At 68.1% G+C, this 16,336-nt stretch carries 16 protein-coding genes; 7 read left to right on the top strand and 9 right to left on the bottom strand.

What is annotated here, in order from left to right:
* Positions 1-91 precede the first annotated feature (91 nt).
* Positions 92-1,006, bottom strand: a complete 915-nt coding sequence (locus HWX55_RS01930; RefSeq protein WP_175973531.1) for a LysR family transcriptional regulator — start codon at positions 1,004-1,006, stop codon at positions 92-94.
* A 108-nt stretch (positions 1,007-1,114) separates the two neighbouring features.
* Here HWX55_RS01930 and lysA point away from each other — a divergent pair, with 108 nt between their 5' ends.
* Entirely contained in the window at positions 1,115-2,353 is a 1,239-nt protein-coding gene (lysA, locus tag HWX55_RS01925; protein ID WP_175973529.1) for a diaminopimelate decarboxylase, read from the top strand.
* Positions 2,354-2,497: 144 nt separating this feature from the next.
* On the opposite strand, the gene HWX55_RS01920 is transcribed toward lysA, so the two are convergent.
* Positions 2,498-3,385, bottom strand: a complete 888-nt coding sequence (locus tag HWX55_RS01920) for a DMT family transporter (protein WP_175973527.1) — start codon at positions 3,383-3,385, stop codon at positions 2,498-2,500.
* Positions 3,386-3,509: 124 nt separating this feature from the next.
* On the opposite strand from HWX55_RS01920, the gene HWX55_RS01915 reads away from it, so the two are divergent.
* On the top strand, positions 3,510-4,985 hold the full coding sequence (locus HWX55_RS01915; RefSeq protein WP_175973525.1) for a PLP-dependent aminotransferase family protein: 1,476 nt from the start codon (positions 3,510-3,512) through the stop codon (positions 4,983-4,985).
* Between the two features lie 42 nt (positions 4,986-5,027).
* Here the strand turns inward: HWX55_RS01915 and HWX55_RS01910 are convergent, their stop codons facing one another.
* Both HWX55_RS01910 and HWX55_RS01905 read right to left on the bottom strand, forming a co-directional pair.
* Positions 5,028-6,461, bottom strand: coding sequence for a nicotinate phosphoribosyltransferase (locus HWX55_RS01910; protein ID WP_175973523.1), 1,434 nt, complete (start codon positions 6,459-6,461; stop codon positions 5,028-5,030).
* A gap of 73 nt (positions 6,462-6,534) precedes the next feature.
* The gene (locus HWX55_RS01905) at positions 6,535-7,575 is read right to left on the bottom strand and encodes a bifunctional nicotinamide-nucleotide adenylyltransferase/Nudix hydroxylase (protein WP_069617299.1); all 1,041 of its coding nucleotides are present in this window, start codon (positions 7,573-7,575) and stop codon (positions 6,535-6,537) included.
* A gap of 191 nt (positions 7,576-7,766) precedes the next feature.
* Here HWX55_RS01905 and HWX55_RS01900 point away from each other — a divergent pair, with 191 nt between their 5' ends.
* Positions 7,767-8,219, top strand: coding sequence for an SRPBCC family protein (locus HWX55_RS01900; protein WP_175973521.1), 453 nt, complete (start codon positions 7,767-7,769; stop codon positions 8,217-8,219).
* Here HWX55_RS01900 and speD read toward each other — a convergent pair.
* Genes speD through HWX55_RS01875 form a run of 5 tightly spaced genes read right to left on the bottom strand, consistent with a single transcriptional unit; the run spans position 8,182 to position 11,722 of the window.
* Positions 8,182-8,598, bottom strand: a complete 417-nt coding sequence (gene speD, locus HWX55_RS01895; protein WP_175973519.1) for an adenosylmethionine decarboxylase — start codon at positions 8,596-8,598, stop codon at positions 8,182-8,184. The genes HWX55_RS01900 and speD overlap by 38 nt on opposite strands.
* On the bottom strand, positions 8,595-8,741 hold the full coding sequence (locus HWX55_RS01890) for a hypothetical protein (RefSeq protein ID WP_175972952.1): 147 nt from the start codon (positions 8,739-8,741) through the stop codon (positions 8,595-8,597). Before HWX55_RS01890 ends, speD begins: the two co-directional genes overlap by 4 nt.
* Complete coding sequence (locus HWX55_RS01885; RefSeq protein WP_175973517.1) at positions 8,738-10,258, bottom strand: DUF4178 domain-containing protein; 1,521 nt, start codon at positions 10,256-10,258, stop codon at positions 8,738-8,740. Before HWX55_RS01885 ends, HWX55_RS01890 begins: the two co-directional genes overlap by 4 nt.
* Positions 10,259-10,267: 9 nt before the next feature.
* Positions 10,268-11,308: an SPFH domain-containing protein gene (locus HWX55_RS01880; protein WP_175973515.1), complete on the bottom strand. Its 1,041-nt coding sequence runs from the start codon at positions 11,306-11,308 to the stop codon at positions 10,268-10,270.
* Between the two features lie 27 nt (positions 11,309-11,335).
* Positions 11,336-11,722, bottom strand: coding sequence for a DUF350 domain-containing protein (locus HWX55_RS01875; RefSeq protein WP_175973513.1), 387 nt, complete (start codon positions 11,720-11,722; stop codon positions 11,336-11,338).
* Between the two features lie 121 nt (positions 11,723-11,843).
* Here HWX55_RS01875 and HWX55_RS01870 point away from each other — a divergent pair, with 121 nt between their 5' ends.
* The 4 genes from HWX55_RS01870 (at position 11,844) to HWX55_RS01855 (ending at position 16,325) form a co-directional block, all read left to right on the top strand.
* Positions 11,844-13,358, top strand: coding sequence for a polyamine aminopropyltransferase (locus HWX55_RS01870; RefSeq protein ID WP_175973511.1), 1,515 nt, complete (start codon positions 11,844-11,846; stop codon positions 13,356-13,358).
* Complete coding sequence (locus HWX55_RS01865) at positions 13,358-14,977, top strand: NAD(P)/FAD-dependent oxidoreductase (RefSeq protein ID WP_175973509.1); 1,620 nt, start codon at positions 13,358-13,360, stop codon at positions 14,975-14,977. Before HWX55_RS01870 ends, HWX55_RS01865 begins: the two co-directional genes overlap by 1 nt.
* Positions 14,978-15,101: 124 nt before the next feature.
* Positions 15,102-15,884 (top strand): N-acetylmuramoyl-L-alanine amidase, encoded by a 783-nt coding sequence (locus HWX55_RS01860; protein WP_175973507.1) that lies wholly within the window; start codon positions 15,102-15,104, stop codon positions 15,882-15,884.
* A gap of 54 nt (positions 15,885-15,938) precedes the next feature.
* A complete protein-coding gene (locus HWX55_RS01855) occupies positions 15,939-16,325 on the top strand; it encodes a lysozyme inhibitor LprI family protein (RefSeq protein ID WP_089470254.1) in 387 nt (128 codons plus the stop codon).
* The last annotated feature ends 11 nt before the right edge of the window (positions 16,326-16,336 follow it).

Genomic DNA, 16,336 nt, shown 5'->3' with positions numbered 1-16,336 from the left:
TGGGTTCCTGGAAGGTTGGGTGTTTGGCGACTTCCAGTCTCCCAGACTCAGTCCGGATGAACCATCGATACAACCTATTGAAGCTTCACAGCTAGCCGAGGTGGGCGGCCAGCCGGCGGCGGATCGCCTTCGCTTCGGCGCGCAGCGCATCGGCGAACGCGTCGACGAGCAGGTTCTTCGGCCGATGCTCGGGCACGATCACGCTGACCCGGTACGGAAACGACCGCGTCAACGGCCGCACGTGCAGGTCGCGGCCGACGAAATCGAGCGCCGTGAGCGGGTTGACGATCGCGGCGCCGAGCCCTTGCCGCACGAACGCGCACACCGACACGGCCGACGGCGTGTCGACCACCGAGCGCGGCGCGACGCCGAGTTGCGCGAACGCCTCGTCGATCAGGATGCGATACGGATCGTTCAGCGACAGGCTCACGAACGGGCGATCGGCGAGATCCAGCAGGTCGATCGCGTCCTGCGCGAGCAGCGGATGGCCGCCGGGCAGCACGCACACTTCATCGACTTCGAGCAACGGCGTAAGCACGGTGCCGGCCGGCGCGACGTCGCGCTCGGTCAGTCCGAGGTCATAACGCTGCGCGGTGAGCCATTCCTCGAGCACCGGCGACTCCTGCGTCGCGACCGACACGCTGACGCCCGCATGCGCGTCGTGAAAGCGCCGGCATGCACCGGGCAGGATCGCGTGCGAGAACGCCGGCAACGCGATTACCGACAGTTGCCCGTCGCGAAACTCGCGCAGGCGTGCGGCCGTCGCCGCGATGCGCTCGAGCCCCGCATACGCGAGCCGCACGTCGTCGAACAGCGTGAGCGCGGCCATCGTCGGCCGCAGCCGGCCGTGCGCGCGTTCGAACAGCGCAAAGCCGACGACCTGCTCCATCCGCGCCAGCTCGCGGCTGATCGTCGGCTGCGACGTGTACAGCATCTCGGCCGCGCGCGTCGTGCTGCCGGTGACCATCAGCGCGCGGAAAACCTCGATATGACGGTGCGTCAGCATGGTCGTGTATATCAGAAATGAATCGAATGAAGATAAACAGGCATTTTACTGTATAGCCAATCAGGCGCATCATCCGGCTATCCGTTCATTCGATCCGATTCATCCGCCATGTCCCTCGATTCCCGCCAGCTCGCGACGCTCGCGCAGCAATACGGCACCCCGCTGTGGGTGTACGACGCCGACGTCATTCGCGACCGCATCGCCCAACTGCGCCAATTCGACGTGATCCGCTACGCGCAGAAGGCGAACTCGAACGTCCATATCCTGCAGCTGATGCGCGACGAAGGCGCATGCGTCGACGCCGTGTCGCTCGGCGAGATCGAGCGCAGCCTCGCGGCCGGGTTCAGCCCGGGCGGCGAGCCGGAAGGTGTCGTCTTCACGGCCGACCTGATCGACCGCCCGACGCTCGCGGCGGTGCTGAAGCACGGCGTGACCGTGAACGCCGGCTCGCTCGACATGCTCGCGCGCATCGGCGAGCACGCGCCCGGCCACCGCGTGTGGCTGCGCGTCAACCCCGGGTTCGGCCACGGCCACAGCAACAAGACCAACACCGGGGGCCCGCAGAGCAAGCACGGCATCTGGATCGACGACGTGCCGCGCGCGATCGAGATCGTGCGCCAGTACGGGCTGAAGCTGGTCGGCATCCACATGCACATCGGGTCGGGCGTCGACTACGGCCACCTGTCGCAGGTGTGCGATGCGATGGTCGATCTCGTCACGTCGCTCGGCCACGACATCGACGCGATCTCGGCCGGCGGCGGCCTGTCGATTCCGTATCGCGACGGCGAGCCGCGCGTCGACGTCGGTCACTACTTCAGCCAGTGGGACGCCGCGCGCAAGCGCATCGAACGGCATCTCGGCCACCCGGTGCGCATCGAGATCGAACCGGGCCGCTTTCTGGTCGCCGAAGCCGGCACGCTCGTCACCGAGGTGCAGGCCGTCAACCGTCGGCCGAAGCACGATTTCGTGCTGATCGACGCGGGCTTCAACGACCTGATGCGCCCGTCGATGTACGGCAGCTATCACGCGGTGTCGGTGCACGCGCACGATGGCGCGCTGCCCGCCGGCCGGCCGCTCGTCGATCTCGCGATCGCCGGGCCGCTGTGCGAATCGGGCGACGTGTTCACGCAGGATGCAGGCGGCGTGGTCACGCACCGCAAGCTCGCGCAGCCGCAGATCGGCGACCTGCTGTTCCTTCACGACGCCGGCGCGTACGGCGCGTCGATGTCCTCGAACTACAACAGCCGGCCGCTCGCGCCGGAAGTGCTCGTCGATCGCGGCACGCCGCGGCTCATCCGCCGCCGGCAGACGATCGGCGAATTGCTCGCGCTCGAAACGTTCGAGTAACCCGCGCGCGGCGTGACGAACGCCAACGGCCAGGCTTGCCGCAACCGGCAGCCTGGCCGTTTTGCCTGGGGTCTTGCTGCCGGGCGCAGGATCGCTATCGTGCGTTCGGCAGCAACGGGCTTACCGCCAGCCGTGGCGCCTGCATCACCCCATGCGCTGCACGGGCGCCATCTTCGAGAAGTACTTCGCGCCCGCCACGCAGCCGACCACGATTACCGTCACGACGACCATCGACGGCGGCACCGTCTCGTGCAGCAGCCCGGCCGCGAGCAGGAAGCCGAAGAACGGCTGCAGCAGCTGCAACTGGCCGACGCCCGCGATCCCGCCGAGCGCCAGCCCGCGATACCAGAACACGAAGCCGATCAACATGCTGAACAGCGACACGTACGCGAGCCCCCACAGCGCGGCGGCATCGACGCCGTCGAACGACGCGGGCCACGTCAGCCACGTGAGCGGCAGCATCAGCGGCAGCGACAGCACGAGCGCCCACGAGATCACCTGCCAGCCGCCGAGCTGGCGCGACAGGCGCGCACCTTCCGCATAACCGAGCCCGCACGCGACGATCGCGGCCAGCATCAGCGCATCGCCGACCACCGACGCGTGCCCGCCGTTGCGCAGCGCGAACGCGGCCACCGCGCCGCTGCCGACGATCGAGAAGATCCAGAACGGCAGCCGCGGCCGCTCGCCGCCGCGCCACACGCCGAACAGCGCGGTCGCGAGCGGCAGCAGCCCGACGAACACGATCGCATGCGCGGACGTCACGTGCTTCAGCGCAAGCGCCGTCAGCAACGGAAAACCGACCACGACGCCGAGCGCGACGACGGCCAGCGACACGGCCTCGGCGCGCGACGGCCGCTTCTGCTTCAGCACGACGAGCAGCAGCAGGCCGAGCGCGCCGGCGATCGTCGCGCGGGCGAACGTGAGAAACAGCGGGTCGAGCCCTTGCACCGCGACCCGTGTCGCGGGCAGCGAGCCACTGAAGATGATGACGCCCAGCATGCCGCTGAGCCATCCGTCGGTCGTCTTTTGCACGGTCAACCCTGAATGGAAGATGGATGACCGATGATCCGCCGCCGGCGAAAACGGCGTAAGCTACAGCCCAATACAATTCAGACAAACTGTACTGAACAACCGACCGTACAGTTCATCGTTCGCCATGCGCCCTTCCGCCCCGATGCCCGCTCCACCCGCGCCGTCGCGCACGCGCGTGGAAACCGTCATGGACACCCTGCGCGCGCGGATCGCGAGCCGCGCGCTGATGCCCGGTGCGCGCGTGCCGTCGATCCGGATGATGGCCGACGCGCTCGACGTATCGAAATCGACGGTCGTCGATGCGTACGAGCGGCTCGCGAGCGAAGGCGTGCTCGTCGCCCGGCGCGGTTCGGGCTTCTATGTGTCGGGCCACGCACCGCCGCTCGCGCTCGCCGAACTGGGCCCGCGCCTCGATCGCGAGCTCGATCCGCTGTGGCTGTCGCGCCAGTCGCTCGAAGCGGCGCCGACGTCGGTGAAGCCCGGCTGTGGATGGCTGCCGTCGTCGTGGCTGCCCGACGAAAGCCTGCGTCGCGCGCTGCGCGCCGTGTCGCGCGACGAAGCCGATGCGCTGACCGACTATGCGACGCCGCTCGGCCTGCCCGCGCTGCGCCAGCAGCTCGCGTGGCGGCTCGCGCAGCACGGCGTCCACGCGGAACCCGCGCAGATCATGCTGACCGACGGCGGCACGCACGCGCTCGACCTCGTGTGCCGCCTGCTGCTGGAGCCCGGCGATACCGTCGTGCTCGACGATCCGTGCTACTTCAACTTCCAGGCGCTGCTGCGCGCGCACCGTGCACGAATCGTCAGCGTGCCGTTCACGCCGAACGGCCCCGATCTCGTGCGCTTCGAGCAAGCACTCGCCGAGCATCGACCGCGCCTGTACATCACCAACGCAGCGCTGCACAACCCGACCGGCGCGACGCTCGCGCCGCCGGTCGCGCACCGGCTGCTGACGCTCGCGGCCGAGCACGGGCTGCTGATCGTCGAGGACGACATCTTCGCGGATTTCGAGAGCACGCCCGCGCCGCGCCTCGCGGCGTTCGACGGGCTGTCGCGCGTCGTGTCGATCGGCAGCTTCTCGAAGACGCTGTCGGCCGCGATCCGCTGCGGCTATGTCGCCGCGCGGCCGGAATGGATCGACGCGCTCGTCGACCTGAAGCTCGCGACGTCGTTCGGCAACGCGCAGATCGGCGCGAACGTCGTGCATCGGCTGCTGATCGACGGCACGTACCGGCGCCATCTCGACAGCCTGCGCGCGCGGCTCGCGGATGCGATGGGCGAGACGATCCGGCGCCTCGCGCGAGCCGGGCTCGGGATCTGGACGGAGCCGCGCGGCGGGTTGTTCGTGTGGGCGCAATTGCCGGACGGGCTCGACGCGGCGCGCGTCGCGCGTCATGCGCTCGACCACGACGTGGTGCTCGCGCCCGGCGACGTGTTCAGCGCGTCGCGCAGCGCGACGTCGTACCTGCGCTTCAACGTGTCGCGCTGCAAGGGGCCGGCGGTGTTCGATGCGCTTGCGCGAGCGATGGAGGCGGCGCGGGCGGTGGAGCGCGGCGGTGCGCCGACGGATGCCGACAGCCAGGTGCTGACCGGCAAGTGAAGCGAGCCGGCTGCACAGCGGCGGGATGCCCCGCCGCCTGCATCACACCTCCCCCGCGTGCGCCCTCGCCCTCACCTCGGCGAACGACGTATCGACGAGCAAACGCCCGGTGTCGAACACCGTCTCGAGCGCCTCGTCCCATTCGCCTTCCAGCGCACGATCGTCCCACGCAACCGGCAACGTCACCGTCCGATACTCGCCGGTGCGCCAATTGCGCAGCAGCGTCAACCGCCCCTGCTTCGAGCGCTTGCCCTGATCGGTGACCGGATCCTTGCGGACGTCGTGCCACACGCCGCCGCGCCGGATGGCCGAGCACTTCATCGCGAAGCGCTGCGTATCGCGATTCACCCGCTGCAACAGCGCACCGCCCATGCCGAACACCACGTTGCCGGCCGCGTAGCCCGCCTCGTCGAGCGCGACGAGGATCGCTTCGATCGACTGCTCGTCGACGCCGTCGCCCTGGATCACGCGCACGTGGTTCAGCACGCGCCGCCGCTTGCCGTTCACGGTCGACCCGAACGATGCGTCGAGCGCCCGCACCGTTTGCAGCACGATCGTCACCGGGTCGCCGGAATCGGGACGCACGACGAGCGTCGCGCCCGAATCGATCACCGCCTGCCGAAGTTCGCCGCCCCACAGATCGAGCGCGGCGAACAGATCATAGGAGTCCGATACGACCGATACGATCGCGCCCGGCAGACCGAAGCGGCTGATCATGTTTCGATACGCATCGGCCTCGCCTTCGCGCCCCCACGACGTGATCGTGCTGTGCTCTGCCGCCGGCACCGAGTAGGCGGCCATCGGTTCGCGATAGAAGCGGTTCGCGGCCAGCACGCCAAGCACCGTGTCCGAGCCCATGAAGCTCACGAGGTGCGCGGCGCCGCCGATCGCGGCCGATTCCGCGCTCGACACGCCCCGCGCGCCGAAGTCGTGCAGCTTGAACGGCAGTTGCGCGAGATCGTCGTCGGTCCTTTCGAGGAAGCGGCAAATCGTTTGCCGCAGGTGCCAGCTGCGGGTCGCCACCGTCACCGGATACCAGATGCGCAACAGCATCGTCTCGAGATACGACGCGAGCCAGAACACCTGCGGATCGTCGCATTCGACCGTCATCAGCACGTTGTGCACCGGCACGATCGAGCCTTCCGGCACCGCGCGGATCTTCACCGGCAGATAGCCGTCGTAGTGCTCGACGATATGACGCCATCCGGCTTCGTTGAACGGCTCGCCGTGCACGGCGAAGAAATCGCGCGCGTCGTCGATCATCGCGTGCGTGACCGGCTTGCACAGATACTCCTTCAGCAGCATCTGCAAGCCGAAGAACAGCGTGCGGTCGTAACGGCCGCCGCGCGATTCGACGTACGAGAACATCGCCGATGCGTCCGGCGGGTATTGCAGGAAGTGGGAAGCCTTGTACGAATCCGTGTTGAGAATCGGATTGGCGAGAACCGCGGCAAAGCCGCCGGGATCGTTTTGCATGGCTAGAGCTCCTCTAGGCCGTTGAAGTGCCGCCGCGTCTGTCGCGGCGGACCGAATGCGGGGAATCAGCGCGTCACAGCTTCCCCAGGAAGTGATACGCGATGTCGAAGTGATCCTCGAACATCACGTTGCGCATCTGCGCGAATTCGTTGAGCGGGACCCAGCGCGCCTTGTCGGCGTCGTCGCTGCCCTTCACGCGCGGCAGCTCGCCGGTCGGAAAGTTGAACAGGCACGCATGCGTGATCGTGCGGCCGCGCAGCGAACGCGTCGGGTGATCGAACACCTGGCGATCCTTGATCGAACCGCGCAGCACGGGCTCCGGCAGCTTGAGGCCGGTTTCCTCGCGCAGTTCGCGAATGCACGCCGCATCGAGCCGCTCGTCCTGGTTCACGAAGCCGCCCGGCAGCGCCCACAGGCCGCGGCCCGGTTCGCTGCGACGACGCACGAGCAGGATATGCCCGGAGTGCACGACCACCGCGTCGACCGTCACGAACGTGACGGGATACGGCGCGGCCGCCCAGGCCTTGCGATACGCGGCGATGAATTCGGCTTCCGACTTCAGTTGCGCGAATTCCGGCTGCGTGCGGAACCGCTCGAGCCAGCCGAACACGGGTTCCGGCACGGCCCACTGCACGAAGCTGTTGGTCCGTTCGGCGAAATACTGATCGCGGATCTCGGTCGCGGAAATGTCTTCCGTCGCGTCGACGTCGACGAGCTCCCATTGCGGGAACATCCGCAGGTAATACGACGTGGCGTCCTTCTCGTGGCCGATCAGCCCGACCTTGCGCTGCGCGACGTCGCCGAGCGCGCCGGCCACCGCGTCCTGCACCCAGCGCACCCAGTCGCCGTCGTTGTAGGTCGAATCCTGCAGCGGGGCGATCGTCACGCGGTCGCGCTCGGACGCGTCGAGCAGCGAAGCCAGCATCTGGCGGCGCTCGTCGAACGAGAACGGATCCTTGATGGTGCGGGGCTTGTCGGTCGACCCGATCAGCACGCACACGCGCTCGGCCCGGCTCAGCGCCGACTTCAGCACGTTCAGGTGACCACGATGCGGAGGCTGGAAACGACCAATGAAAACGAGCGCGTCGAAGCGCCGGTTCTGTTGCGTACTCATGAGGCTCCCTCAAGAGATTGAAACGCTCCGGGTCTGTCCCGAAGGGTTGAAATGAATCCTAGGGGAAATCCCGAGGTGCGTCAATCGCGTCCATTCGAGAACGCGCTCGACTTGACGAAGTCTGACGAAACACAGGTTATTGGCGCGATACACTCGATTGCATCCCAATCCGAACCCTGGCGCGCGCCCTCATGAGGATCTCAGTCAGCCGGACCGTCGGCGTCGATCGCAGACGCCTGTTCACGTGGTCGCAGGATTACGGACGGCGGCTCGTGTGGGACAACTTCCTGATCGATGCGTATCTGCTCGACGGAACGACCGCCGACGTCGGCGTCGACGCGTTCTGCCGCAGCCAGTCGGGTGCGACGATGGTATCGCGCTACATCTCGTACCGTCCGCCGCAGGTCGCCGCCGTCGAAATGGTCGAAGGGCCGAAAGTGCTCGAACGCTTCAGCGGCAGCTGGAACTTCACCGAGCACACGCCCGGGTCGACCGAGGTGAAGTTCACGTACCACTTCCGTGCGCAGCCGTCCTGGCTGCGCTGGCTGCTCGAACCGCTGATCGGCGCGTTCTATCTCGTGCACACGCGCCGGCGTCTCGATTCGTTCAAGCGCTGGGCCGAAGCGGAAGCGCTGCCGCACTGAGCGACGCACCGCCCCGCGCCACCTGCTGCCGAACCTGCGCCTGCGTGCCGAGCGCCGTGGCGATCGCATCGACCGCGTCGGCCGCGCGCGCCGCGCCGCACATGAATGCGTCGACGGCCGCGAAACGATGCTCGGGCCACGTATGGATCGTGATGTGCGACTCCGCCAGCAGCACGACACCCGTCACGCCATGCTCGCCGCCGAAATGATGGAAGTGCGCGCCGATCACGCGCGCGCCGGCCCGTTGCGCCGCGTCGGTGAGGATCGCCTCGAGTCGCGCGGCGTCGCGCAGCAGCGCCGCGTCGATGCCGGCCAGGTCGGCCAGCACGTGCGAGCCGAGCACCGCGCAGGGCGGCGCGATCCCGTCGCGCGCGGTCATTTGTGCGACCCGTACGACGAGTAGCCGCTGCGCGCCGACGAACTGCCCCACCCGCCGCCGCCCGAACCGCCGCCGATCGACGCGCAACTGAACAGCGTGACGACGATCAGGCCGTAGATGCCGTAGAGGATGTACCGGATCACGCGTTGCCCCCGTCCGACGCAAAACGCGCCCACAGCCATTCCGGCAGCCACAGCACCAGCAGGCCGACCAGCACGTACACGGAGCGTCCGGTGAACGAGAACAGCGAACCCAGGTTGAAGATCACGAGCAACGCGCTGAACATGAACGGCAGCGGCGCGAAACTGTGCGGCCCCTTCCTGCCGAACAGGCCCATCGATTCGGTGGCGCCCGCGGCAGCCGCGGTGGCTGTGGTCGTCGCCAGCGCCGGCGTGCCGAAACGCTCGGCGAGCGCGCTGCCCGTCAGCGGCCGCGCACGCGACCAGACGATCTCTGCGTCACTGCGCTCGCGCGTGAGCTTGTCCTTCTGCCAGCCGTAATCGATGATCGACGTGCGGTCGCCCGCCTGCACGCGCCAGTTGAATGCGCCGACCACGTAGACGACCTCCGATTCGTATTCCTCGCGCAAACGGTAGGTCTTGCCGCCATCGGTCACGCTGGATTCGCTGCCGATCGTCGGCCAATGGTCGAGCACCTGCACGCGTTCCCAGCGCCCTTCGCTTTGCACGAGCCACAGGAAGCCGCGCTTCGGGTTCAGCAGCAGGTATTCGTCCCAGGTCTCGGCGTCGCCCGGCACGCGGCAGCGCATCATGCCGATCACGGTGTACTTCACGCCGTCGAACGTGCCGATCGCGCCGAGTTCGAGCGCGCCCTTCACCGATTCCAGCTTGCGCTGCGCCGCGAACACGGTCTGCTGCTCGGCCGTGCACTGCACGCCCGCATGGCAGCTACCGCATACGACGTAGTCGGCCACGTTCGGCGCATAGGACAGCGGCGCACCGCAGCTCGGGCACGCGAACGGCACCATCTCCGCGCCGCGCTGCTCGCGCGTATCGTTTTCGGTATCGCGCAAGCCCGTGAACCCGAGCGCATCGAATTCCAGCGCCTCGCCCGAATAGACGGCCGGGCTCCCGGCGTTCGACTCGGCGTCGGAATAGTCGTAGGTCGCGAATGCATTGCCGGTGCGCAGGTCGACGACGCGCGCCTCCCAACCAGCATCGACGCGGAACGGCAGCTCGCCGTCGCCGCCCGTGCAGCGTGCGCTACGCACGTCGGACACCAGATACGCGCGGCCGCCGTGGTCGATCCGCATGCCCGGCTCGAGCGTGCCGAATGCGGGCCACGCGGCGCCTGCCGCATCGTCGGGTTCGCGCACCGTGATCGCGTACTGGCCCGACGCATCCGACAGCCAGCCGAACGCGCCGTCGTCGAACACGACGTACCATTCGCTCCACGCGCCGGCGTCGTAGGTCATCTGGATGCGCCCGAGCACCGTGAACGCGCGCGTGCCGTAGCGCCCGGCCGTGCCGATCTGGATCGGCGACGCATCGTCGAGCACCGTGGCCAGTTCGCCGATGCGCTCGACGTCGGCGCCGCGCTTGAGCAGCGTGCTGCGGCAGAACGCGCAGACGGCCATCACCGCCGCGGCCGAGCGAAACTCGACCGGCGCGCCGCATTGGGGGCACGAGGTACGGAACATGCGCGACGCTTACCGCGTGAGCTTCGCGAGGATCTCGGCCTTCGCGCGCGAATAGTCGTCTTCGGTCACGAGGCCCTTGTCGAGCAGCGCCTTCAACTGCTCGAGCCGCTGCACGTAATCGGTGCTCTCGGCCGCCGCCGCGGCCACCGGCGCCGCAACGGGCGCGGGCGGCACAGCCTGCGCCGGTTGCGCGGCGCCCGCGATCTGGCCGGCCATCGCCTGCCCGATCGCCGCACCGGCGGCCAGCCCCGCGCCGACCCCGGCGATGCCGCCCGGGTTTTGCGCGGCGAGCGGAATCGCCTGCGCGGTCTGGTATTGCGTGGCGCGCGCGAGATCGCCGGCCATCCCCGCTCCGATCCGCAAGTCGAGCGCCTTTTGCAGCTCGGCCGGCAGCGACACGCTCTCGACCGCGAACGCGTCGAGCGCGAGCCCGTAGCGCGTGAACACCGGCACCAGCGCGTCGGCCACGCGCTGCGACAGCAGCGACTGGTTCGCGGCCATGTCGACGAACGGCACGTCGGCCGAGCCGAACGTCGTGCTCATCGCGGTGACGACCAGGTTGCGCAGTTGCTGCTCGAGATCGTCGACCGTATAGGCCGCGCGCGTGCCGCTGACCTCGCGATGGAATGCGGCCGCATCGACGATCCGGTACGAGTAGATGCCGAACGCGCGCAGTTGCACGAAGCCGAACTCGCGATCGCGGATCGTCACCGGCTGCGCGGTGCCCCAGCGCCGGCCCAGCTGCAGCCGCGTGCTGAAGAAGTAGACGTCCGACTTGAAAGGCGACTGAAAGAATTTATCCCAGTTCTTCAGGTTCGTGAGCACCGGCAGCGTGCGCGTTTCCAGCGTATAGAGCCCCGGCTGGAACACGTCGGCGACCTTGCCCTCGTTGACGAAGATCGCGACCTGCGTTTCGCGCACGGTCAGCTTGCCGCCGTACTGGATTTCCTGGTCTTCCATCGGATAGCGCCAGGCCAGCACGCCGTCGGTGTCTTCCGTCCATTGCAGGACGTCGATGAACTGCTTGCGGATGAATGAACCCAGACTCATGTCGGTCTCCTCGAAACGCGTGGCGCGTCAGGTCAGGCAGGCGGCATTGATGATGCCGACGACGAGCGACGCGGTGCCCATCAGGCCGCCCATCGCGACGTTGCGATCCTCGATTGCATGATTCATGCCGGGCATCACGCGCGTCAGCACCGCATAGGTGATCAGTTGCACGACCATCGCGCCGACGGCCCAGATCACGACTTCGCCGAGCGTGGAATTGTGCGCGATGCTGGACGCGAGCGTCAGGCAGAAACCGATCAGCGCGCCGCCGAACGACAGCGTCGCGGCCGCGTTGCCGTCGCGGATCAGCGCGAGTTCGTCGAACGGGGTGACCTTCAGGTACACTGCCGCGAACACAAGAAGCAGCACGAACGCCGACAGTAAATGAACCGCATAAAGATAGGCACTATTCATTCTTTTCCTCGGATTTTGTGCTCGGTTCGCCGCCCCGTCGCCGGTCGGCCCGCACGGGGCCGCCAGCCGAAAATCCGCGCCAGTATATCCACATTGCCGAACACTGCACAACGGATGCGCGATGCTGCATAAGCGTGCGCTCGTCCTGTCGATTCTCGTGCTCGCGTCGTGCGGGCTCGGCTACGAACTGATCAGCAGCGCGCTGTCGAGCTATCTGCTCGGCGATTCGATCCTCCAGTTCTCGTCGGTGATCGGCTGCTACCTGTTCGCGATGGGGATTGGCTCGTGGCTCGCGAAGTTCGTCGAGGACGACGACGTGCTCGACCGCTTCGTCGACATCGAGCTGCTCGTCGGCCTGCTCGGCGGCGTATCGGCCGCGCTGCTGTTCGTCGTGTTCGCGTGGCTCGCCGCACCGTTTCGCGCGGCGCTTTACGCACTGGTGCTCGCGCTCGGCCTGCTGATCGGGATGGAGATTCCGCTCGTGATGCGCGCGTTCCAGCAGCGCCGCCAGGCGTTCCGCCATACCGTCAGCGAGGTGCTGACCTTCGACTATCTCGGCTCGCTGGCCGTATCGCTGATCTTCCCGCTCGTGCTCGCGCCGCGTCTCGGCCTGCTGCGCACGAGCTTCCTGTTCGGTCTCCTGAACGCATTCGTCGCGTTGTGGACGACCCACCTGTTCCGCGACGAAATCCGCAACGTGCGCGGCAAGCTGATGCGCGCGTCGCTCGTGATCGGGCTGCTGATCGCCGGGTTCGCGCTGTCGGAGCGCATCACGCACTGGGCCGAACACGGCGTATACGGCGACGAGACGATCTATTCGGAAACGACGCCGTACCAGCGCATCGTGCTCACGCAGTGGCACGACGACATGCGGCTGTACCTGAACGGCAACCTGCAATTCTCGTCGCGCGACGAGCACCGCTATCACGAAGCGCTGATCCATCCGGCCATCGAAGCGCTGCCGTGGGCGAAGCGCGTGCTCGTGCTGGGCGGCGGCGACGGCCTCGCGGTGCGCGAACTGCTCAAGCACCGCCATCTCGAACGGATCACGCTCGTCGATCTCGATCCCGCGATGACGAAGCTGTTCTCGACGTCCGCGCCGCTCGTCAAGCTGAACCAGGGCGCGCTGAAGGACCCGCGCGTGCAGGTGATCAACGACGACGCGGTGCGCTGGCTCGAATCGAATGCCGACGTGTACGACGCGATCGTCGTCGACTTCCCCGATCCGACCAACTTCGGGCTCGGCCGCCTGTATTCGGTGCCGGTATTCCGGCTGCTCGCGCGGCACCTGTCGGAGAACGGCTACACGGTGATCCAGTCGACGTCGCCGTATTTCGCGCCGCACGCGTACTGGACCATCATCGCGACGCTGCGCGAAGCCGGGCTCAACACGTGGCCGTACCACTGCTACGTGCCGTCGTTCGGCGACTGGGGCTTCGTGATCGCCGGCAAGCGCCGCGATTTCACGGTGCCGACGCACTACTCGGTGCCGACGCGCTGGCTCGATCCGCGAACCGCCGCCGAGATGTTCCACTTTCCGGCCGACATGCCGGCGCTGCCGATGTCGCCGAACGAACTCAACGACCAGCCGCTCGTGCGCCGCTTCGACGACGACTGGAAGCACGTGCTGCGCTGATGAATCGCCGCACGTTCCTCGTCGCGTCGGCGGCCGCGTCGCTCGCCGCCTGCGGCCGCACCGGCTGGATCGAGACGACGCCGCGCGTCGACTACCCCGGCATGCGCGAAGGCCATGTGCTGCGCGACCATGCGACGCTGCCGCTGCCGTCCGGCACGATCGACACGGATGTCGCGATTCTCGGCGCCGGCGCGGCCGGGCTGTCGTGCGCATGGCAGCTCGCGCGCGCGGGCCATACGCGCTTCACGGTGCTCGCCGGGCCCGAATTCGGCGGCAACGCGGCCGGCGGGCGCTTCGGCGCGCTCGGCTATCCGAAGGGCGCGCACTACCTGCCGCTGCCGTCGCTCGAATCCGCGCATCTGCGCGACATGCTCGCCGATCTCGGCGTGATCGAATCCGCGCCGTTCTCCGCGCGCCCCGTGTACGACGAGCGTGCCCTCGTCCATGCACCCGACGAACGGCTGTTCATCGGCGGGCAGTGGCAGGACGGCATCGTGCCGACCGCCGGCCTCGACGCCGACGCACTCGCGCAGCAGGCGCGCTTCTTCGCGTACACGGACGGGCTGCGCACCGCGCGCGGCGCCGACGGCCGCAAGGTGTTCTGCATCCCGATCGCGGAATCGTCGCGCGACCCGCGCTGGCGCGCACTCGACCGGCGCTCGTTTCGCCAGTGGCTGCGCGACGAGGGCTACACCGCGAAGGCGCTGCACTGGTATCTGGACTACTGCTGCCGCGACGACTACGGCGCCGGTTACGAGCACGTGTCCGCGTGGGCCGGACTGCACTATTTCTCGTCGCGCGGCGGCCATGCGGGGGACGCGGGCGACGGCGCGGTGCTGACTTGGCCCGACGGGCTACACACGATGGTGACGAAGCTGAGCGATTCGATCGCCGCGCGCACCGGCTCGAACGCATGGTCGCGGGACGGCTTCGCGGTACGCGCAACCGAACGCGCGGGCGGCGTCGACGTGCTGTGCGCCCGCGTCGGCCACGACGGCACGCTGTCGACGTTCATGCTGAAGGCACGCCGGGTCGTATGCGCGATGCCGCTGTTCGTCGCGGCGCGCGTGTTTCCGCAGCTCGCCGCGTACGGCTTCGAACCCGCGCGCGACCTGCCGCCGCGCGCGCCGTGGCTCGTGTCCAACTTCCTGCTCGACGGCATGCCGGCCGAGGAAGCCGGCGTGCCGCTCGCGTGGGACAACGTCGTCTACGACGGCGCGGGGCTCGGCTATGTCGTGTCGACGCACCAGTTGATCCGGATGTCGCCGCCGACGCGCTCCGTGTTCTCCGCCTATCAGGCATTGAGCGCGCAAACGCCGGACGAGACGCGCCGCTGGCTCGCGCAGGCGAAACCCGACGCGTTGCGCGAGCAGGCGGCAACCGATCTGCAAGCCGTGTACGGACGCGAGCTGTGGAAGCATGCGACCGCACTCGAGATCACCGTGCGCGGCCATGCGATGGCCACGCCCGACGTCGGCTTCCTGAGTCGGCCGGGGCTGCTCGCGCTGCGCGATGCCGACGGCCCCGTCGTGTTCGCGCATGCGGACCTGTCCGGGCTGTCGCTGTTCGAGGAAGCGTCGTACTGGGGCATGCTGGCGGCCCGGCGCGTGCTGGCCTGAGCACCGCCGTTCGTCATTGCGGCGTCGTCGCCACCCGCTATAATCGCGCGACATTCCGACTGCATAGAGCAGGCCGACGGTGGCGCGCCGTTCGACGCGCCATACGCCCTTCTCGACAACAACAATGACGAACCGAACCTTCCGACGCCTTCGCCCGCTGGTGCGCGCCGCCGCGCGCGTGCTCGCGTGCGCCCCGCTGCTCGGCGCACCGCTGGCGCTGCACGCGGCCGACGCCGCCGGTGTCCGCGGCGCTTCCGGCGCTTCCGTTACCGAGCCCGCGAGCGGGCGCTACATCGTCGTCGACACCGGCCATACGCCCGCGCACCCGGGCTCCACCGGCGCGAGCGGCCGCGTCGAATACCTGTACAACCTCGACCTGTCCGGCGCGGTCGCCGACACGCTCGCCGCGCACGGCGACCGCGTGCTGCGCATATCGGCGGACGGCCGCGAGATCGCGCTCGATCGGCGTTCGACGCAGGCGCCCGACGCAAACCTGTTCGTGTCGATCCATCACGACTCGATGCAGCAGCAGTTCATCGACGCGGGGCGGCAGCGCGAATTCCGCGGCTTCTCGGTGTTCGTGTCGGAACGCAATCCGCACTATGCGGAAAGCCTGCGTTGCGCGAAGGCGATCGCCGAACGGCTGGTCGCGGCCGGCGAACGGCCGTCGCTGTATCACGCGCAACCGATCAAGGGCGAGAACCGCCCGCTGATCGACCCGCCACTCGGCATCCACCGCTTCGACGATCTCGTCGTGCTGCGCACCGCGCCGATTCCGGCCGTGCTCGTCGAAGCCGGCGTGATCGTCAATCCGGACGAGGAAGCGCGGCTCGCGCGGCGCGAAACAATCCAGCGCCTGTCCGCCGCGATCGCGGGCGGCATCGACGCGTGTACGACACCCCGATAAACGACGGTATCGCCCGTCGGATTCACCGGTTTTCACCCCGTCAGGAGACTCACCATGAAGAAGAATCTGCTCGCATCCTGTGCGCTGCTCGCGCTTGCCGTTCCGTTCGCCGCGCACGCGGCCGGCTGCGGGAAGCCGCGCAGCGCGTTCGACCAGGTGTATTGCACGAGCACGCAGTTCTCGCAGTCCGACCGAGATCTCAACGACGAATACGGCCGGCTGCGCAAGCAACTGAGCGGCGATCAGCAGGCAACGCTGAAGGCCGGCCAGCTCGCGTGGTTGAAACAACGCGACGCGCAGTGCAGTGAAACGCGCGGCAGCAGCTACCTCGTCGATATCCAGTGCGCGAACGACATGACGCAGTCGCGGCTGTCGTTCCTGCGCGAACGTGAGCGCGAATGCTCGAGCACGGGGTGCGTGACGTCGAAGCTCGGGGAGTAAGGGCGTCGAGC

The organism is Burkholderia sp. BCC1047, from assembly GCF_902833155.1.
GTDB lineage: Bacteria > Pseudomonadota > Gammaproteobacteria > Burkholderiales > Burkholderiaceae > Burkholderia > Burkholderia sola.
This window is presented reverse-complemented; position numbering and strand designations above follow the sequence as displayed.